Source organism: Pseudomonas sp. Sample_24, from assembly GCF_004307605.1.
GTDB lineage: Bacteria > Pseudomonadota > Gammaproteobacteria > Pseudomonadales > Pseudomonadaceae > Aquipseudomonas.
Genome location: NZ_RCNW01000421.1, coordinates 91,713 through 110,959 on the forward strand (window position 1 = coordinate 91,713; position 19,247 = coordinate 110,959).

The following is a 19,247-nucleotide window of genomic DNA, read 5'->3' on the forward strand; positions in this document are numbered from 1 at the left end:
GCGACGTTAAGCGATTTGCCGGAGCAAGACCATGCTTGATTTACGCCAGCTCGACCTGAACCTGCTGCTCGCCTTCGATGCAATCTACCAGCAGCGCAGTGTCACCCGCGCCGCCGAAGTGATGTGCCTGTCGCAACCGGCCATGAGCAACGCATTGCGCCGCCTGCGCGAGTTATGCGGCGACCCGCTGTTCATCAAGAGTCGCCTGGGCGTGACCCCGACGCTGGTCGCCCATCGCCTGGCCGATTACGTGCGCGCTGCATTGGAATCCCTGCGCGACGGCTTGCGGATGATTCCCGCCGCACGGCAGAACAATCCGCTGTTGCGCATCAGTTGCCTGGATTGCCTGCAACCGGTTTTGCTCGATGCCTTGCTCGAATCGCCCCACGCCGACTGGCAGGTCCGCTACTTCCAGCCACGTCGACGCGATGCCTTGCAGGAACTGTCGAGCGGCAAACTGGACATCCTGATCGACCTCGACCAACCCCTGGCCGGGTTGGCCGGCTTGCATAAACAGGTATTGCCCGCCGATCGTTATGTGTTCGCTTACGGCGCCGCGTTGAAGGAGCCGCCGAGTACCTTGCAAGCCTATTTGCAGCAACCGCAGATCCAGATATCCAGCCGCCGCGACGGGCTCAGCCCGGTGGATTTGCAACTCGGCCTGAAGGGGCTGCGCCGTACACTGGCGGTAAGCACCCAAAGCACGCTGGCGGCGAAAGTGATGGCCGACCGGCATCCGTTCGGCATGAGCCTGCCGAGCCGGGTTGCCGGTGCATTGGGGTTGCAACATGTGCCGTTGCCGTTTGAGGAGCCGGTGGAGTTGAAACTGGCGCTGTACATCGAAGCGCGCTATCGCTTCGAGCGCAGTCGTGAGGAAGCGATGCATTGCCTGCTGCGGGCTCTGGGTGAACCTCGTTCGGTGCAAGCATTGGCACGCCGGGCCTGATGCCGCGCCCCGAAATCCTAGGAGTCAGCCTGCTGGCCCCCACCGGGTTTACATCGAGGTCGCTGCCAGCAAACGCTCATCGACCCGCACTATTGCCTCCATCATTGCCAGCGCTGCGGGTGTCAGGGAATAGCCGACGCGACTGACGATGCCGTAATGCAGAAGCAGACCAGGGTCATCACTGGGCGCATCGACAAATTCCAGAAGCTGTATCAACCCTTGTTCGACCTGTTCGGCGAGCGCTTCCATGGTAGCGATGCCTACCGCATCGGAGCGTCTCACCACGCGGCAGATGGCATCGAATTGAGCGCATTCGACAGTGGGGTTGAAGTCCGGCTCGCCCTGGGCGTCGGCGAGGATTTTGCGGATCATCGGCGGAATGCGGGTGCCCACGACGGCGTAATCGAGCAGGGCGCGCAAGGACAGGTTTTTGCGCTTGGCCAGGGGATGACCGATACGACAGAAAAAACGCCCGCGCCGCGGTCGCAACAGTTGCACGTGGTATTGCGGATCACCGGTGAAATAGCGCGCATCGGCCACCAGGAATTCGATCTGTTGCTCACGCAACCACAACGCCAGTTGTTGCCAATCGCCCTGATGGAAACTGATGCGGATCGCCGGATGGGCCTGGATAAATTCTGCCAGGGCTTCGGGTACCAATAATTGAGCCGGATAGGGGCCGCAACCGAAACGCAACTCGCCGCCGGTCAGGCCGTTGTACTGGGTAAGTTCGTTGTGCAAGGCCTGACTGCCGGCGAGCAAGCGGCGAGCATGTTGCAGCACCAATTCGCCTTGACCGGTCAGACGGAATTCGCGACTGCTGCGTTCCACCAACAGGCAATCGAGGTCCCGTTCGAGGGTCTGGATGCTGCGACTGAAGGCCGGCTGGCTAAGGTTGATCGCCTCGGCTGCGCGGCCAAAGCTGCGGTAGTCGGCCAGTGCAACCAGATGGCGAAGCTGGCGTAGATCCATCATGCGTCTCCTGCATTGCGTAGATACTTTTAATGCATTGGATCGATATCACAGAGGCTGGCATAAGTACACGCCTGTCTTTCGTTGTAGCGTGCCATGACCAGTCAACCGTTCATTTCCAGCGCCTTCACCCGCACCATCCTCAGTCACGCCCAGCAGTCAGGGCTGTGTCGTGATCAGTTGCTCAAGCGGGCCGGTATCTGCCTTTCGTTACTGGACGGGCAAGGTTCACAGGTGCCGGCGCACCTGGTCGAGGAGTTGTGGAGTGAATGCGAGCGGCTGGGTGCAAGCGCAACATTCGGCTGTGAACTGGTCAACGGCATGGCCACCACCACCCTGCAAGGCTTGAACATTCTGCTCGATTCCGCCGCGACCCTGCGCGCCAGTCTGCTGTGCTTCACCGAGTTTCTGCCCCGAGTGACCAATTATGTTCAGGCGCAACTTGAGCAAGTCGATGGGCAGGCCCATCTGCACTTGCGCAGCGTTTACCGGCTACCACATTTTTTTGGGCTGGATGCGGCGACGTTGAGCCTGGTGCGCAACATCGCCCGACGACTGGGGCGGGCACCGGGTGAGGTTTTTTGCGCAGTGACCCTGACGTCCGAGCAGGCGGCTGGCGAGTGGTTGCGCGGTGTCGGGGTTGACGTGAAGCGCGGACCCCATCCGTGCCTGAGCCTGCCGCTGGCCAGTCTCGATGAACCATTGCTGGGGGCTAATCCGTTTTTGCATCAGAGCATGTTGCGCCACTGGCAGACTGAAGCTTCACAGCACGTTCGCGGTGACAGTCTGGAGTTGGCGCGGCATTGGCTGACGGCGGGGGACCAGCCCATCGAGCGGATTGCCGAACGGCTTGGGTATCGGCAACCGAGTAATTTCATTCGGGCGTTTCGCAAGCGGTTCGGGATTACGCCGAAGCAGTTTCGGTTGGGCCTGTGAGGTTTTACTGGCGCACGGCCGAAAAGATCCTTCCAGGTGATGGACTAATCAAACTCTCCACAACTTTACGCGGCACGTTATCGCTGCATTGTCGATGACGTGCCGCCACGCAAGCTCGCGCAGTGATCCTGCTCCGGTTGCGCGGCGGTGTACCACACATAATCCGCGCTTTCTGCTGTCACAGCCTTGCCTGCTTCGGCCAGCACCAGCACCGCGTTACCTTTGCCGGCACCGAGGTCTTTGAGGTGCAATGGCACACCGAGATCCTTGCGCACATGAAACGCGCCGGCCAGTAACAGTGCAGGCGTCGGTGCCGTTGACAGGCGTTCTGCCATGTGACGGTCACGCTGTTGCTGTACCACCAGCATTGCCGGCATCTGTGATTCGGGCAGAAGTCCGCAATGGGATTCCCGGATGTCCTCCAGCAAGGTCGCTTGTACCTGTTGCGTGGTGGACGCTTCGCCGCTGAGCGTCGGTCGCTGTTGGTAAATCTGCATAATCTGCGCGCGGTCAAGGTTGGCCGACAGCAGCGGGTAGGGCTGGCTTAGGGCGTAAGTCACCACGGCACCGTAAACACTCCAATCCCAATTGGCTTGCCAGGAAAGCGCCTGATAGACATTGGCCGGTGGCTGACCGGCGCGGGTATCGGCCTGCGCGGCGTCGACTTTCGCCTGTTGATCGGGGTTGAGCATTTCCATCAGCAGACTGCCTTGCGGACGCCGCGCCGCCAGTTGGCGCAGCAGCCACAGTTGCAGGGCATGGTGATCAGGATTGTCGTGTTGTTCACCGACCAGCACCCGTGGCGCAGCCGCCAGGCGTTCGACCAGCGCTTGCGGGGTGAGGGTGCGGCCGGTGGCGAGTTCACGGATCACCCGGTGGTCAGCGTGATCGCGACCTTGCGGGGCGATCGGCGCGGGTGGGGCAGTGACGGAATGGGATTGGCAGGCAGCCAGCAGACTGACCAGGCATAACAGCAGAATGCGCATCGGTTTTCCTCATCAGACATGGCCTTTCGCACGCCGGGGAATCAGCGCGCGATAATCAAAGGGTGGCCGCGTTCCGGGTGTCGGTGAATCAGCACTTGCAGCCCGTACACCGCTTCCAGCGCTTGAGCGGTCAATACTTCATCCGGTGGGCCGCAGGCGTGTGGACGACCGTCTTGCAACAGCAGCAATTGATCGCAATAACGTGCCGCCAGGTTGAGATCGTGCAGGATCACCAGCACAGCCGCACCGCGTCCGGCAAAATCGCGCACCGCTTGCAGGAGGGTGTGCTGGTGCAGCGGGTCGAGCATCGAGGTCGGCTCGTCGAGTAACAGAATCTGCCCCTCGGCGCCCGGCCACAGTTGCGCGAGCACCCGTGCCAGATGCACACGCTGGCGCTCGCCACCGGACAACGCCAGATAACTGCGCCCGGCCAGGTGCAAGGCGTCGGCGGCACTCAGGGCTTCGGCGACAATTTGCGCATCGCGCACACGTCCGCTGGCATGGGGCAGACGGCCCATGCCCACCACTTCATTGACCGAGAAAGCGAAGTTCAGGCTCGAACTCTGCGGCAACACAGCCAGGCGTCTGGCCCGCTCCTGGCCCGGCCAGTCAGCGAGTTTGCGCCCGTCAAGGCTGACCGTGCCTGCGCTGATCGGCAACTCATCGCAAAGGGCGCCGAGCAGGGTGCTTTTGCCCGCGCCGTTAGGCCCCAATACGCCAAGTACTTGACCCGGACGCAAGTCGATATCGATGTCGGCCAGCACGGTGCGGCTGCCGCGTCGGACCAGCAAATTGTTTGCCCGCAGCATCAGGCACGCCCTCGCACCAGCAGGTAAAGGAAGAAGGGCGCGCCGATGAGCGCCGTGACGATACCGATCGGCAATTCGGCTGGCGCCAGCAGCAGTCGGGCGACCAGATCGGCCAACAACAGCAGGCTGGCACCGGCCAGCAACGAGGCCGGTAACAAAACCCGATGATCCGGGCCGACCAGCAGGCGCATCAGGTGCGGCACCACCAGGCCGATAAAACCGATCAGGCCTGCCGCCGCCACGGCGGCACCCACACCCAGCGCCGTGCACAGCACCAGTTCGAGTTTGATTCGCTCGACATTGAAACCCAGGTGCCGGGCTTCCGATTCGCCGAGCAACATCGCATTGAGTGCTGCCGCGCGCCGTGGCAGCCACAACGCCACGCCCACTGCCACGATCAGCAACGGCCACAAGCGCGGGTAACTGGCGCCGTTGAGGCTGCCCAGGTTCCAGAAGGTCAGGGTGCGTAGCGTGGCGTCGTCGGCCAGGTAAGTGAACAAGCCGACACCTGCACCGGCCATGGCGGTCATCGCCACCCCCGCCAACAACATGGTGGCGACGTTGGTCTGGCCATTGCTGCGGCCGAAGCGATACACCACCGCCGTGACGATCAAGCCACCGGCGAAAGCGCATATCGACAGCAGATACGGTTCGGTGGCCGGCGACAAACCACCCAGCATGCTGCCACCAACGATGGCGAAAGCCGCGCCGAGCGCCGCACCGCCAGACACTCCCACCAGGCCCGGGTCCGCCAACGGATTGCGGAACAACCCCTGCATCGCCACGCCCGACAACGCCAGTACCGAACCGACCGCGATGCCGAGCAAGCTGCGTGGCAGGCGGATCTGACCGAGGATCAGCTGCGCCTGTTGCGTGTCATCGCCATTCACTGGCAGGCCAAGCAGACGCAGGCCGGCAAGCAAGGTATCGCCCAACGGCAGGCTGACCGGCCCGAGGGCCAGCGACAACCAGAACACCAGCAGCAATAACAGTCCCAGGGAAATCAGCATCGGCCTTGGCCGAACGATGGCCGTCATTGGGTGATTCCGGGCGGCTGGCACGGGCGCACATCGGCGCACGCCGGCATTGATTTGGAGTGCATCAGGACGCTTCCTCTGTCGATCTGACGGGGGATGATGCCATCAACGCTCCGTTTGCGTACACGCCGAAGCCCGGTCTCTGGGTCGATATCTTCAACTGTAGCGATAAACCTGCAGGAGCGAGCCTGCTCTCGATTGCCGTGTACCAGTCACCTTTAAAGTGACTGACACTCCGCAATCGCGAGCAGGCTCGCTCCTGCAGGGTCTGGGCTTTACCGGTCGAGTTCGGCCAATGCTCGGGAAACCCCGGCGCCATAAAACGGATCGGCCAGGGTGCAATGGGCGATATGCCGTTGCTGCACTTCCTGAGAGACGCCACTGAGCGAGCGCGCGGTGTTGTCGAACAGCGCTTGTTTCTCCGACTCGGACATCAGACGGAACAGGTTGCCGGGCTGTTCGAAGTGATCTTCGTCCACGCGATGATCCCAATGCCCGGCAGCGCCGGAAATCTTCAGCGGCGGTTCGCGCCAGTCCGGTTGATCGGCCCATTGACCATCGCTGTTGGGTACGTACGCCAATTGACCGCCGTAGTTACCGTCCACGCGCATGGCGCCGTCGCGATGAAAGCTGTGCACCGGGCAACGGGCGGCGTTGACCGGGATCTGGTGGTGATTGACCCCCAGGCGATAACGCGCGGCATCGCCGTAGGCAAACAACCGCGCTTGCAGCATCCGGTCGGGTGAGAAGCCGATGCCGGGTACGACGTTCGACGGCGAGAACGCGGCTTGTTCGACTTCGGCGAAGACGTTTTCCGGGTTGCGGTTGAGCTCGAAGTAACCCACCTCGATCAACGGGTAGTCTTTGTGCGGCCAGACCTTGGTCAGGTCGAACGGGTTGACGCCGTGATCATGGGCCTGGTCCTCGGTCATGACCTGGATGTAGAACGTCCAGCGTGGAAAGTCGCCCGCTTCGATGCTGTCGAACAGATCCCGGTGGTGGCTTTCGCGGTCGCGGCCGATCAGGTCCTGAGCCTGTTCGTCACTCAGATTGTCGATGCCTTGTTGGGATTTGAAGGTGAACTTGACCCAATGCCGTTCGTTGTTGGCGTTGATCAGGCTGAACGTATGGCTACCGAAACCATGCATGTGCCGGTAGCTGCGCGGAATGCCACGCTGGCTCATGACGATGGTCACCTGATGCAAGGCTTCGGGCAATGACGTCCAGAAATCCCAGTTGCTTTGCGCATTGCGCATGCCGGTGCGCGGGTCGCGCTTGACCGCGTGGTTGAGGTCCGGGAAGCGCAATGGGTCGCGAAAGAAAAACACCGGGGTGTTGTTGCCGACCAAATCCCAGTTGCCTTGGTCGGTGTAGAACTTCAGGGCAAAACCACGAATGTCGCGTTCGGCATCCGCCGCGCCGCGCTCACCGGCAACCGTCGAGAAGCGGGTAAAGATCGGCGTTTGTTTGCCCACCTGCGAAAACAGGCGGGCCTTGGTGTAGCGCGTGATGTCGTGGGTTACGGTGAAGGTGCCGTAGGCGCCGGAACCTTTGGCGTGCATACGTCGCTCGGGAATGACTTCGCGGTCGAAGTGGGCGAGTTTTTCCAACAGCCAGACGTCCTGCAGCAACGCTGGGCCGCGAGGGCCGGCGGTCTGGATATTGAAGTTGTCGACGACGGGAGCGCCGTTGATCGAGGTCAGTTTGTTTTTTGGCATGTCACGGTTCTTCACGTTGAGGTTTTAGTTGAGCAGGAAGAATCAAAGTTTTAACTAAACAGAAACTGATAATGAAAATGTTATTTGTTTCGGTGTTGCAGCGCAGCTTTGCAAACGGCAAAAAAGTGCCTGCTTGAGTCTGAGTTTGTTATACCAAGGTGTTAAGAATTATTGGCCAGGCGGTCAGCATCGAACCTGGCGCTTAAGCACCCTGTCGATACACGCCAGCAATGCATCGGTATTGAAAGGCTTGGCAAAATATCCTTCGGGTTTTCGCACGCTGGCGCTGAACTGCGGTGGCAGGCCAGGCTTTCCGGTAATGAAAAGCGTTGGGATATGGGTGTTTCGGGCCGCCAGCGTTTCGTACAGCTGTACCCCGCACATACCGGGCATCTGAATGTCGGAGATCAGGCAGTCGGTCTGCTCGGGGCCGCTGGATTCAAGAAACGCGTAGGCGCTGTTGTAGGTGTTTACCGTGTAACCGTAAGAACGCAATAAACTGTCCAGCGAGATAAGAATTAGTTCGTCATCATCAACAACTGAAATAATAGCTGAGTTGAACATGTGGAAACCTTGCGTCATTGCGAGTGGCGCTAAGTGGCGCCCGCCATACTTGCAAGATACGCGCTCAAAAAAAGCGGAATAGTATACTTGGGTATGTTTGTTGGTTGATTTTAGATAAATACAGCAGCGTTCTCAGTACGGCTGTTCCCGGGCCAGGTTGTCCTCGAGCAGCGACAGGAAACGCGCGTTGTGCCGTGCGCACTCTTCAAAGAATCGTTTGCTGGCGGTGTCCTTGTTTTCGATAGCGCTGTCGCAGCAGTCGCGCAGCAAGGCATCAAAGGCTCGCAGGCGGCGCGTACCCTGACAAATCCCGGTCAGGCAGTCGGCAAAACACTGTGATTCACGACTGTCATTCAGGCTGTAGAGCGCCGCAGTTTCAACGTATCCGCCGAGGTCAGTGATGCCGTCGGCAAGGAATTCGGCGTAATCGGCGTTGACGCGTACCAAGCGATGGAACAGCTGTTGCACCGGCAGGAAACTGACGTTTCGTACTGTCTGCTGACCCCGTTTGAGCTGCGCAAGAATGCCCAGCGTGGTGTTGAGGGTTTGCGTCAACGCGTCGATGATCTCCACTCGCTCGCAAGTGGACAGCGACGTATGCGCACCATAGCGACTGATGCGCAGCGGATGACTGACGATGTACAGCTTTTGCAGTGCGTTCATGACAACCGTCCCCGGGTCAGCGCGTCGGCGCGATGAGTTGATTCATTCAAGGTGCCCAGCGTAAATCGATACACGCCTGACAACACTCCTACCTCAAGACAGTGGCGTAGCACATGGGGCTACAGTCGTCATACCTGGGTATGGGCGTCAGCATTGGAATTGCGATTGCAGCAATGCGCCCCAGTGCTCCTGATTGTCTGGTCGGCGGTAATACACCACCATGTGTCGCGCGACCTGCATCGCGACTTCGCGCCCCCCGTCAGCCTCCACGAGCGCCAAGGCCAGATCGATCCCGGCACTGATGCCGGCGGAGGTCCACACCGACTGTTGCTGCACGAAGATCGCTTCCTGATCCAGTTCGACCTGGGGGTACAGGCGCTCGAACCATTCGGCCATCACCCAATGGGTCGCGGCCCGCCGGCCATCGAGCAAACCGGCCTGGGCCAGCAAGAATGTGCCGCTGCACACCGACGCCGTGCGCGTGGCCGTGGCTGAAGCCTGGCGCAGCCAGTCCACCAGCGCCGTACTTTCGGCAAGGATCTGGCGAATGCTCGGGGAGCCGGGGACGATCAGGGTATCGACCGGATTATTGTCAAAGTCGCTCAGCTTCCGGCTTTGCACCACCAGGCCTTCGGCCGACTGGATTTCGCCACCGGTGAGGCTGGCGGTATGCAGCGCATAGCCGGGGAGCCCGCGTTCAGTCATGGCTTTGTTGGCCACCCAGAACACTGTCTGGGCACCAGTCAGGTCCAGCAGACCCATTTGCGGGTAGGCCACGAACACGATGGTGCGCGGTTGGGCATGATCAGGATGCGAGCTTGTTGCATTGATAGACACAGCGAGTTCTCCAAAGCGCCGCATGGCGGCATGTGTGGATGAAGGTTATTCATCGTGATTCGGGGACGTCAGCGGAATCGCAAACAGAAACTGCGTGCCCACTCCCACTTCGCTGGACACCCAGATGCGCCCACCATGAAATTCAATGATCGAGCGGCAAATCGAGAGGCCCATCCCCAGGCCGGTGGGTTTGGTGGTGAAGAACGGATCGAACAGCGATGGCAGAATGTCTTCGGCAATGCCGGTGCCGGAATCGGCGATTTCAAGCAGCGCTTCGTTATCCTGGACCGACGTTTGAATCCGCAGCGTTCGTGCCCGGTCATGCACATTGGCCATGGCCTGGCAGGCATTGATGATCAGATTGATGATCACTTGCTGCAGTTGTATCCGGTCACCGTGGATGTGCGCGCCGGGGGCACCCAGCTGTGCGAGTGGACGAACCTGATGGTTGCAGATGTCATGTTGCATGAGCGTCAGTGAGTCACTGACTATATCGTCGAACACTTCGGTCTGGCGCTGCACTTCACTCTGGCGCGACAGCGCCCGAATGCAGGTGATGACATCGGACACCCTGGCTGAATTCTGAATGATCCGGTCCAGTGAGCGGCGAGCTTCTTCGAGGTTCGGCTCGGGGCGGTTGATCCAGCGCTTGCAGGATTCACCGCTGGTGATCACCGCCGCCAGCGGTTGATTGATTTCATGGGCAATGGACGCGGCCAATTCACCCATGGAGGTCACCCGCGTCACGTGAGCGAGTTTGGCCTGGGTGTGCAACAGCGCTTCTTCGGAGTGTCTTGACCCGGTCACATCCATCAAGGCACCGACGTACTCAATGCGCCTGCCATGCTTGAACAGTGGGTTGGCGATCATCTGCACATGCTTGATCCGGCCATCGGGCATGACCAGCCGGTGCTCCACTTCAATCAGGCTTTTCTGGCGGGCAGCCTGTTCCAGGACACTGTCGAAAATCGCCAGGTCATCAGGATGTGTGCGCTCGCGGGCCATCGCCAGCGTTGGCGTTTCGCCCAGTGGGTACTCGAAAATGCGCGAGGCTTCATCCGACCACGACACGATCACCTCGTCATCGATGGCAAAACCGACACTGCCGGTGTGACTGAGTTTTTCTGCACCCAGAAAGAACGCTTCTTTGCGACGCAACGTCTCGGTCGCGCGCTTGCTGCGCAGCGCCAGCAAGGTGATGGTGGTCAGTGCGATCAGGCAGCGCACGAACCCGGCGATCATCCGGTGATCGCGGTAGCCTTCTTCGACGACGAAGGTGGCGCTCAGGATGGCCACGCAACCGAAAGCGACGGCGAGGAAAACCGGAACAGGAAAGAAGTTCGCCGACATGAACACCAGCGTGATGTAGAACAGTGTCGGCGCAACATCCAGCTCAAGGTAAGAGTTGGTAATAAAGATCATGCTGCCGACCGCAATGGCAGCCAGCCAGGCCAAGGCATCTGAAAAAAAAAGTTTCTTGCAACGTTTAATGATAGACATTTGTTCTTCCGGGTTTTTGCTATCGAACGGCAACTCGCAGGGCATCAGTGATGCCGGGCAAACTCTTAGTGAGGGGCGTTGGTGTTGTTGTGCAAAAGCACTACTGAAATGGGCTGTTCAGTTGTCCTTTGGAGCAAATGTTCATCGGGAATTGCGGTAGAGCTGACGTGATAAAAAACGCCCGCCAGAAAAACCAGTGGCGGGCGCTTGGGAAATGTCCCGGTCCAGCAAGGAGTGGGCTGGCCGGGATACGGGCGTTTAACTTCACTTCACCCGGTGAAACCCTGCAGCGTTGTCAGCGGGTTTTGTCGCAGCCGATTGAAAGACAGCAAGCGCATGACATAACCCAGCTTGATGGCTGTCGGACCGAGTATCGTCAAGGCATGGGCCATCACCAGGCCGGGCAGTGACAGATACACGTCATAGCCGTAAGCCAGAACGGCGCCGATGAGCAGCGCGAACAACCCACCGATCAGCAGTACATGGGACAGCCTCAGTACCCGATACGGATCTTCGAAAAAAGCATACATATCGATCACCTGCGGCTTGGCGTCAGGCCACTGGAATCAATGGATCAGCCGCGGCCAGCGCGGTGGCACGATCTGCCGCCGGCGGGTAGATCCACACGGAGTTGATCTGGGTCTTGAGTTCCTTGGCTTCCTGTTTCACCAATTTCACCTGGCGATCCCAGCCCTCGGTGAACACCGCACCCCAGGTGCCCAGGTCCAGGCAAGTGACGTACTTGGGTTGGCTGTAGGCCATCGGTTCCACGCCCAGCAGTTCGGCGGCGACGTTGTTGCCGGCGTAGCGACCCAAAGCAATCGCGTGCTGGCAGGACATAGCGGCGAAATTGCCCTGATCATCGGTGGCGGCATAGGCCACGTCACCACTGGCGAAGACATCGGCGTGCCCGCGCACTTTCAGGTTCTGATCCACATGCAGACGACCCTGATGATCGCGGGTGCCTTGCACTTGCTCGGTCAGCGAGTGGGCGCGGAAACCCACGGTCCAGATCACTGTGTTGGACTCGATGCGACGGCCATCGGTGAGGGTCACACCGTTTGCATCGACCGAGGCCGTGGTGGCGCCGACCAGCCATTCGATGCCCAGATGTTCCGACGCCTCGACGATGGATGGGCGAATGCCGTCGCCAAGAGCGGCACCGATTTGCGGGGCGCGTTCGAGAACGACCACACGGATGTCGGCGTCATCACCCAACGCGGCACGCAGGCGTGCCGGCATTTCAGTGGCGGTTTCGATACCGGTGAAACCACCGCCGATCACCACTACGGTATTGCGCGCAGCACTGGCCGGCTGGTTTTTCAGCGCCTTGATGTGCGCTTCCAGTTCGGTGGCGGATTCGATTTCATCGACATCGAACGCATGCTCCAGGCCTTCGAGCGGCGGACGCATCAGCTTGCTGCCGGCAGCCAGCACCAGGCGGTCGTAGCTCAACTTGCCCTGGACACCGGCGACGTTGGTGTAGCCAACCTGTTTGTTTTTCTCGTCGATCACCTCGGCCGAACCCTGAACGAATTTCACGCCCACGGCATCGAACAGATCGTTCAGCGGTGCTTTCATGGTGTGTACATCGGGCTCGTAGAAGCGCGGGCGGATCCGCAGTTCAGCTTGAGGAGCCAGCACGGTGATTTCGATGTCATTTCGATCGTGCTTGTCCAGCAGACGGGCAGCGCTCAATGCGCTCCATACACCACCGAAACCTGCACCGATAATCAAAATTTGCTGTTTCATTGTTTTGCTCCTGAAGAACAATCGAGGGAGAAAGTTGTTGCGATGTAAGCACTACCGCTGTGGCCAATCATTCGCGTAGTGGTAAAAAAAACGCGGCGCAGACGGTTCGGCTTGATCTGCAGCAGATGGTATTCGAGCGGTTTGAATCTGACACTGCTACATTGGGTCAGCGCGAGTATGAGTAAGTATGAGCGGGCTATACCAAGGTATTAACCGGCTGAAGTTAGTTGCGTCGGTTGAGGACTGTTTCGATACAGGCGAGCAACTTGTCGGTGGAAAAAGGCTTGGGGAAAAAGGCAATCGGTTTCTTCGCGCCGAGGCCGGGAGGCCGCTGTGCATAAGGGTTGCCCGTTATGAAAATCACCGGTATATGGATGCCTCGGGCCGCCAGTTGCTCATACATGCTGATGCCGTCCATTTCCGGCATTTGTATGTCGGAGATCAAACAGAACGTCACTAAAAGATCCTCGGAAAAAAGAAACTCCTTTGCTCCCCCGTACGTACGAACCCGATAACCACTGGATCGCAATAAACTGTCTAATGCCATTCGAACGGATTCATCGTTATCGACAACGGCAATCATTGCCTCATTACACATAGTGGTGTCCTGCCTGGTAACGCAGAACACTGAAAAGGCTCTGCGCCATCACTGCAAGATACGCTGTCCCGAAAGGACGCACAGCATACGTGGGTATAGTCACCTGATTGCGGGCTGGGCCGAGATCACCTCAGACATGCGCACCAGATCGGCAAAGGACCGCGCACCCATTTTGCGCATGGCCTGGCCGCGATGGATCTTCACGGTGATTTCGCTCAAGCCGATTTCCCCGGCAATCTGTTTGTTCATCAAGCCCGAGGCGGCCAGCGCCATAACCGTTTGTTCCCGGGCGGTGAGGGTTTGGTGGCGCGCCCGTAGTTCATCGGCATGGCGCTCGGACTCGCGACGTTGTTTATCCCGGCTGTGTGCGGCGCACACGGCGTCGATCAGATCCTGCTCGCGAAACGGCTTGGTCAGAAAATCCACCGCGCCGGCTTTCATCGCGCGCACCGTCATGGCGATATCGCCATGGCCGGTGATGAACACAATGGGCACGTTGATGCCGGCAGTGGCCAGTTCGTTTTGAAAGTCCAGGCCACTGCTGCCTTGTAACCTTACGTCCAGCACCAGGCAACTGACCGTGTCCGGTCGCTGGTACTTCATGAACTCGGCAACCGAACCGAACAACGCGACCCGCAGGCCGATCGATCGCAACAGACTGCCGAGGGATTCGCGCAGCGGCGCATCGTCGTCAACGATGAAAACCATGGACTCGTCTGGGGTAATTTTGTTGAGTGGATGTTGTTCGTTCATTGCTGATTCCCAAGGGGTGGACGCGCAACCGCCGGGGCTGTGTTCCTGGCGAGGGACGCTACATTAATTGTCAGTCCGACAGACGGCACTCATACCTGTGTATTAAATGGCCGCAGCGAAACCCTGATCGTTGGCGACGCGTATCGGCAGGGCAAACAGGAACGAACTGCCCTGGCCGGTTGCGCTGGTGGCCCAGATTCGCCCTTCGTGGAAATCGATGATCGAACGGCAAATGGCAAGGCCCATGCCCAGGCCGTTTGCCTTGGTGGTGAAGAAGGGCGTGAACAACTGCGGCAAGATGTCGGCAGGTATGCCCGGGCCTTGATCGGCTACTTCCAGCAACACTTCGTTGTGCTTGACCCAGGTGCGGATGCAAAGCACCCGTTCGCAAGGACTGACTGCCTCCATGGCCTGGCAGGCGTTGATGATCAGGTTGATGATGACTTGCTGCAGCTGCACGCGGTCGGCACTGACCTGGCCGCCGAATGCGTTCAGTTCGATTTTCGGATTGATCTTGTGATGCGCCAGTTCGCAGCGCACCAGGCTCAGGGTTTCGCTGACGATGTCGTTGAGCGATTCGTTCTGGCGCAACGGGTCGCACTTGCGCGACAGCGCCCTGACCCGACGGGTGATTTCACTCGCGCGGCTCGAACTGGCGATGATGCGTTCGAGTGACTGACGCGCTTCGAGTACATCGGGGTGCGGCCGGCTCAGCCAATTGCGGCAGGCCTCGGCACTGCTGGTGATCGCCGCCAACGGCTGATTGACTTCATGGGCAATGGACGCCGCCAATTCGCCCAGGGTGGTCACGCGGGTGACGTGCGCCAATTCGGTCTGGGCGCGGCACAGCGCCTCTTCGGCTTGTTTGCTGGCAGTCACGTCCATCAGCGCGCCCAGATACTCGAAACAGCCTTTTCGGGTGAAGAGCGGGGTGGCGAACAAATGCAGATGCTTGATTCGACCATCGGGCATCAGCAGGCGGTGTTTGACCTCGATCAGGGTTTCATGACGCGCAGCCTTGTCGAAACCGGCCAGTACCAGCGGCAGGTCATCGGGGTGGGTTCGCTCCAGGAACAACGCCACCGAGGGCGGTGTGCCCGTTGGGTATTCGAGGATCCGGGCCGCCTGTTCCGACCAGCCCATTCTGCCGAGGTCGGCGCGAAAGCCAAAGCAAGCGGTCTGGGTCAGGCGCTGGGCACCGACCATATAGACTTCCTTGTGGCGCAGGTTGTCGGAGACCCGTTTGCTGCGAAGCGCCAGATAGACAATGGCCGCCAGTACAGCCAGGCTGTGCAGCAAATCAGTGACGGTTTCCCAGTGTTGGAACCCGCCCTGATACAAGCACATCGTCGTCAGCACCAACATGCAAAACAACGCAACAACGATCACTGCGCTGATCGACAGCAGGTTGATCGCCATCAACAACAGCGCGATATACAGCGTGGTGGTGGTCAGGTCGGTGCGGGTTTCGCTGTTGATCAATATGCAGGACGCCACGATCAACCCCATCAGCCACACCAGGGGTGCTTCCAGCGGCTTGAGACTGAGACCGAGCAAGAGACGAGAGGTCCTTTGGCCTGTGTTGAACAGCATCTTGCTGCAGGTTCCTTTTGCAAAGGGCGGCGTGCGCTCAGGGGCAGGCTTTTGTGTGGGCGTTTCGATCATGCGCGCCTCGGTTTCTTGTTCGGGCTGGGGCGGAGAATCGGTTCAGTATCCTAGAAGCACGGGCGTGCCACACGTTAGGACAAAAAACCCGTGAAACCTGCCACGGCGTCATGTGGCGCTTATATTGGGCATAGGCAAGTCATTCATTTAAATGCGCTTTTTACAGGGCGCTATACCGAAGTATCAGCACACTCACCTAATGCATGATTGTTTTGTCCCCATGTACGACAGACGTTCCGCCACCACACTCATAACCTGTACAGGCACCTTCCCGAACTCAATGGCCGTGTGCCGGGTAGCGAACCTCATGAACAGAAATGACCTGCGTCGTGCCGACATCAACCTGCTGGTGGTTTTCGAAACGATGATGCATGAGCGAAATGTCAGTCGCGTCGGCGAAAAGCTTTTCCTTGGGCAACCCACCATCAGCGGTGCCCTGGGCCGTTTGCGCGTGTTGTTCGATGACCCGCTGTTCATTCGTTGCGGGCGGGTGATGGAGCCGACTGCGCGGGCCGAGGAAATCTTTGCCAACCTGGCGCCGGCGCTGGACGGCATCGCCGCTGCGCTGAGCCGTTGCCAGTCGTTCGATCCACGCACCAGCGATACGACGTTTCACATCGGACTGTCCGACGATGTCGAATATGCGTTGCTGCCACGGCTGTTGCGCCAGCTGCGTATCGAGGCACCGAACATCAAATTGATCATGCTTCGGGTCGATCAACAGCAGATGTCGCAGAGGCTGGTGAACGGCGACATCTCCATGGGCATCAGCCATACCCTCGACCTGCCGGCCAGTGCGCGACGCAAGGGGCTGCGACAGATTCGCCCGACGCTGCTGCGTTTTGACACTCGGCCTGGACCGTTGGCCCTGGACGAGTTCTGTCGGCGCCCGCATGTCGTGGTGTCGTCCATGGGCAATGCCACGGATGATACCGACCACGCCCTGAGCCTGCTGGGCCGACAGCGCAAGGTGGTGTTGACCGTTGCACAGTTCAGTGCGTTGCCGGGGTTGCTGGCGCAAAGCGACATGCTGGCCATCGTGCCGGATTACGTGGCCAAGGCGATGGCATCGGTGGCGGGCATGCGGGCTGAGCCGGCACCGCTGCACCTGCCGGTACATGAGTTGTCGATGGTCTGGCGCGCAGCAGCGCACGCGGATTCAGGCCAGCGCTGGTTACGTTCGCGCTGCAGTGCGTTTCTCTGTGAGCCGGTCGAGTTGCAGGTGGTGCCCAAGGCCCGACCGGCGTTGCGCAGCGATCAGGCCTTGCTGGCGGCCAGATAGGCACCGAGGCGTCGGCCCATTTCTTCACCCAGTGCCTGCAAGCCGCTGAGCGGACGAACCATCACTTCGAAATCGACGATTTTCCCCTGCTCGTTGAAGCGGATCATGTCGATGCCCTTGAGCTGTTTCTCGCCGACCCTGGCGCTGAACTCGAGGATGACATTCAAGCCGTCGGCGGTCGCCAGTTCACGGTGATAGGTAAAGTCTTCGAACACCTGGGACACCGTGTTGAGGATCATCGATACCACCGGCGCGCCCGGATACGGTGTGTGCGCCATCGGTGAACGGAACACCGCTTGCGGATCCAGCAACGTTGGCAAGGATTTCAAATCGCCAGTGCGGATCATCGCGTGCCACAGGCTCAAGGACTCCGCGGCTTTGGGGTGCAGTTGCAGTTCAGACATATTCAACTCCTGTTTTTTTGTTGTTGTTCAAAGCTTGCCTGATGCGGGTTTACCCAGTTGGCGGGCAATGACCTGCGCGGCGTCATCTGCCCAGAGGCTGTAGATGGCCGGCCCCGGATGGAAACCATCCCGCGCCATCGAACCGGCCACGGGGGCCAGGTCGGTTGTCAGCATCGTACAGTGATCTTCGCGGCTTGCCAGTTGCGCCAGGCGTGTATTGAAACGCGCCGCCCGATTGCCCAGATACCAGCGCAGCGGTTGCGGCAGCGCAGGAAACAGATGCATGGGCGGGACAGGGGACATCACGATCTGCCTGGCTGCGAATCGGCCGCGCAGCACAGCCAATAACTGTTGTTGCCGGGCGATCCACTGATCAACCGTCAGTGTACTGGTGACATCGTTGACCCCAATCGACAGCAGCACTACATCAAAGACCTGCGGTGGCTGCTGCTCAAGCATTTCAAGTAACGCCTGCGAGTCCAGACCCGAACGTGCCCAGAGGCTCCATCTCACCTGGTAATCCCTGGCCAAGCGACTGACCAGTTGCCCGCTCAAGGCCTCGGCCTGGGTCGACGCCCCGACACCCGCGGCGGCACTGTCGCCCAGTATCAACAGGCGCAGGACCTCACCACTGCCCGCCATACCCTGGCGCTCCCCCTCGGCTTCGGGCAGTTTCGGCGTAACCCGCCGCGTGTACGCACCCTGCATCAGCAACACGGGGCCGAGCATGATTTTGGCCAGCGCTTCGGTCTTGCTCATGGGAGAGATCCGCAGAAAGGAGGCATAGGTTCGCTTAAAAACCGCCCACGAAAAAGCCCCGAATCAATCGAGGCTTGGTGTTTTTTGCTGGTGTTCGGCGTTATTTGAACAGTTCGGAGTGACTGCCGAGGTCGACAAATGTGAGCAGGTCGGGGCGTGTGTGCTGATAGATCAGCAAGAAGTCACCACCCATATGGCATTCTCGAAAACCGCTCCAATCTCCCGACAACGCGTGATCAAGGTAGTTTGCTGGTAACGGCTCTCCCAAGAAAAGCATGACCATTACCTGACGAACCTCATTCATATTGCGTCGGCCGGCACGCTTGTAGCGTTCCCACGACTTCTTGAACTCCGAGGTCTGTGCACACTGCTTTGGCAGTTCAGCGCGTTTTTGTTTTTTCTCCGGTTTCGCCATCAACATCCCTCAGCATTTCGTCTATCGAGTCGAACCGCTGACGAATTTCGCGTGCTTCCATCATGGCGCGAGCCGTTTTCTCGGAAGGGACGCGAACTTCAAACGGTAGTCCCTGAGTCGCGACAACCTGACGAAGAAAAAGACGCATGGCGTCACTGATGCTCAAGCCGCACGCACTCAAAACTTCGGTAGCGCGTGCTTTCAAATCCTCATCAATACGGCAACGCACGTCAGTCGTTTTCAGTAATGCACCCATGGCAGTAACCTCATTATTAATTTGTAGCTACATCAGCGCTACCTCCGGCATTCTGGTTGAGGAGGGGGTTCAGGGTCAACTGCAGCATGATGGGTGGTTGAAAGCGTGTCTCCCGGCTGAGTTCCCAAACCGATATTTCAACGGTTACCGCTCGTTTTGAATATCAGCCTGATCCTTGTTTTGTATGGGATGGGGCTCGATCTCGTGCAGGAAATTGCCATGGGCGAAAGTCCCTTTTTCAACGTGCACGAAAAAGCCCGGCTGATCAGGCCGGGCTTTTTTGGCTGTTGCGGTGTAGCTATTTATTTAGGCGACGGTGTTGCCATTCAGGCGGTCGGAACCATCGGCAGCGACGGTGTTGCCTTGCAGGCGGTCGGAGCCATCGGCAGCGACGG

Annotated in this window: 21 protein-coding genes and 1 pseudogene; 4 read left to right on the plus strand and 18 right to left on the minus strand. The window is 59.3% G+C overall.

The window, feature by feature from the left end:
• Nucleotides 1–31: 31 nt before the first annotated feature.
• Nucleotides 32–946, plus strand: a complete 915-nt coding sequence (locus D8V06_RS24660; RefSeq protein ID WP_130905091.1) for a LysR family transcriptional regulator — start codon at nucleotides 32–34, stop codon at nucleotides 944–946.
• 48 nt (nucleotides 947–994) lie between these two features.
• Here the strand turns inward: D8V06_RS24660 and D8V06_RS24665 are convergent, their stop codons facing one another.
• A complete protein-coding gene (locus D8V06_RS24665; protein WP_241664347.1) occupies nucleotides 995–1,921 on the minus strand; it encodes a LysR family transcriptional regulator in 927 nt (308 codons plus the stop codon).
• Between the two features lie 93 nt (nucleotides 1,922–2,014).
• On the opposite strand from D8V06_RS24665, the gene D8V06_RS24670 reads away from it, so the two are divergent.
• Nucleotides 2,015–2,854 (plus strand): AraC family transcriptional regulator, encoded by an 840-nt coding sequence (locus D8V06_RS24670; RefSeq protein WP_130906487.1) that lies wholly within the window; start codon nucleotides 2,015–2,017, stop codon nucleotides 2,852–2,854.
• A 77-nt stretch (nucleotides 2,855–2,931) separates the two neighbouring features.
• On the opposite strand, the gene D8V06_RS24675 is transcribed toward D8V06_RS24670, so the two are convergent.
• The 13 genes and pseudogenes from D8V06_RS24675 to D8V06_RS24735 all read right to left on the minus strand — a co-directional run bounded on the left by D8V06_RS24675 (nucleotide 2,932) and on the right by D8V06_RS24735 (nucleotide 15,628).
• Complete coding sequence (locus tag D8V06_RS24675; protein ID WP_130931996.1) at nucleotides 2,932–3,840, minus strand: ChaN family lipoprotein; 909 nt, start codon at nucleotides 3,838–3,840, stop codon at nucleotides 2,932–2,934.
• A 41-nt stretch (nucleotides 3,841–3,881) separates the two neighbouring features.
• A complete protein-coding gene (locus tag D8V06_RS24680; RefSeq protein WP_130931997.1) occupies nucleotides 3,882–4,649 on the minus strand; it encodes a heme ABC transporter ATP-binding protein in 768 nt (255 codons plus the stop codon).
• A complete protein-coding gene (locus tag D8V06_RS24685) occupies nucleotides 4,649–5,632 on the minus strand; it encodes an iron ABC transporter permease (protein ID WP_177434488.1) in 984 nt (327 codons plus the stop codon). Before D8V06_RS24685 ends, D8V06_RS24680 begins: the two co-directional genes overlap by 1 nt.
• Nucleotides 5,633–5,961: 329 nt before the next feature.
• Nucleotides 5,962–7,404 carry a catalase gene (locus D8V06_RS24690; protein ID WP_056856830.1) on the minus strand — a complete coding sequence of 481 codons (1,443 nt, stop codon included), beginning with the start codon at nucleotides 7,402–7,404 and terminating at the stop codon, nucleotides 5,962–5,964.
• A gap of 183 nt (nucleotides 7,405–7,587) precedes the next feature.
• On the minus strand, nucleotides 7,588–7,968 hold the full coding sequence (locus D8V06_RS24695; RefSeq protein WP_056856920.1) for a response regulator: 381 nt from the start codon (nucleotides 7,966–7,968) through the stop codon (nucleotides 7,588–7,590).
• Nucleotides 7,969–8,100: 132 nt separating this feature from the next.
• Entirely contained in the window at nucleotides 8,101–8,631 is a 531-nt protein-coding gene (locus D8V06_RS24700) for a hypothetical protein (RefSeq protein WP_056856829.1), read from the minus strand.
• 159 nt (nucleotides 8,632–8,790) lie between these two features.
• Nucleotides 8,791–9,393: pseudogene (locus D8V06_RS24705) on the minus strand (AraC family transcriptional regulator); the annotation flags it as partial.
• 120 nt (nucleotides 9,394–9,513) lie between these two features.
• Nucleotides 9,514–10,968, minus strand: coding sequence for an ATP-binding protein (locus tag D8V06_RS24710; protein WP_130931998.1), 1,455 nt, complete (start codon nucleotides 10,966–10,968; stop codon nucleotides 9,514–9,516).
• 269 nt (nucleotides 10,969–11,237) lie between these two features.
• Complete coding sequence (locus D8V06_RS24715) at nucleotides 11,238–11,498, minus strand: transmembrane sensor/regulator PpyR (RefSeq protein ID WP_130931999.1); 261 nt, start codon at nucleotides 11,496–11,498, stop codon at nucleotides 11,238–11,240.
• Between the two features lie 22 nt (nucleotides 11,499–11,520).
• Nucleotides 11,521–12,720, minus strand: a complete 1,200-nt coding sequence (locus tag D8V06_RS24720) for an NAD(P)/FAD-dependent oxidoreductase (RefSeq protein ID WP_130932000.1) — start codon at nucleotides 12,718–12,720, stop codon at nucleotides 11,521–11,523.
• Nucleotides 12,721–12,943: 223 nt separating this feature from the next.
• The gene (locus D8V06_RS24725; protein WP_056856826.1) at nucleotides 12,944–13,318 is read right to left on the minus strand and encodes a response regulator; all 375 of its coding nucleotides are present in this window, start codon (nucleotides 13,316–13,318) and stop codon (nucleotides 12,944–12,946) included.
• A gap of 99 nt (nucleotides 13,319–13,417) precedes the next feature.
• A complete protein-coding gene (locus D8V06_RS24730; protein WP_130905087.1) occupies nucleotides 13,418–14,071 on the minus strand; it encodes a response regulator in 654 nt (217 codons plus the stop codon).
• Nucleotides 14,072–14,173: 102 nt separating this feature from the next.
• Nucleotides 14,174–15,628, minus strand: a complete 1,455-nt coding sequence (locus tag D8V06_RS24735) for an ATP-binding protein (protein ID WP_347238643.1) — start codon at nucleotides 15,626–15,628, stop codon at nucleotides 14,174–14,176.
• Between the two features lie 415 nt (nucleotides 15,629–16,043).
• On the opposite strand from D8V06_RS24735, the gene D8V06_RS24740 reads away from it, so the two are divergent.
• Nucleotides 16,044–17,018 carry a LysR family transcriptional regulator gene (locus D8V06_RS24740; RefSeq protein WP_130905085.1) on the plus strand — a complete coding sequence of 325 codons (975 nt, stop codon included), beginning with the start codon at nucleotides 16,044–16,046 and terminating at the stop codon, nucleotides 17,016–17,018.
• On the opposite strand, the gene D8V06_RS24745 is transcribed toward D8V06_RS24740, so the two are convergent.
• From D8V06_RS24745 to D8V06_RS24760, 4 genes are all read right to left on the minus strand, one after another.
• Nucleotides 16,994–17,422 carry a nuclear transport factor 2 family protein gene (locus tag D8V06_RS24745; protein WP_056856822.1) on the minus strand — a complete coding sequence of 143 codons (429 nt, stop codon included), beginning with the start codon at nucleotides 17,420–17,422 and terminating at the stop codon, nucleotides 16,994–16,996. The two genes, D8V06_RS24740 and D8V06_RS24745, sit on opposite strands and share 25 nt — an antisense overlap.
• Before the next feature lie 27 nt (nucleotides 17,423–17,449).
• On the minus strand, nucleotides 17,450–18,181 hold the full coding sequence (locus D8V06_RS24750) for an SGNH/GDSL hydrolase family protein (protein ID WP_130906481.1): 732 nt from the start codon (nucleotides 18,179–18,181) through the stop codon (nucleotides 17,450–17,452).
• Nucleotides 18,182–18,281: 100 nt separating this feature from the next.
• Nucleotides 18,282–18,602 carry a type II toxin-antitoxin system YafQ family toxin gene (locus tag D8V06_RS24755; RefSeq protein WP_347238645.1) on the minus strand — a complete coding sequence of 107 codons (321 nt, stop codon included), beginning with the start codon at nucleotides 18,600–18,602 and terminating at the stop codon, nucleotides 18,282–18,284.
• The gene (locus tag D8V06_RS24760; RefSeq protein WP_056856819.1) at nucleotides 18,562–18,852 is read right to left on the minus strand and encodes a type II toxin-antitoxin system RelB/DinJ family antitoxin; all 291 of its coding nucleotides are present in this window, start codon (nucleotides 18,850–18,852) and stop codon (nucleotides 18,562–18,564) included. Before D8V06_RS24760 ends, D8V06_RS24755 begins: the two co-directional genes overlap by 41 nt.
• Nucleotides 18,853–19,008: 156 nt before the next feature.
• Between D8V06_RS24760 and D8V06_RS24765 the strand changes: the two genes are divergently transcribed.
• Nucleotides 19,009–19,247 (plus strand): hypothetical protein (locus D8V06_RS24765; RefSeq protein WP_130932002.1); only part of this gene is annotated, 239 nt, incomplete at its 3' end.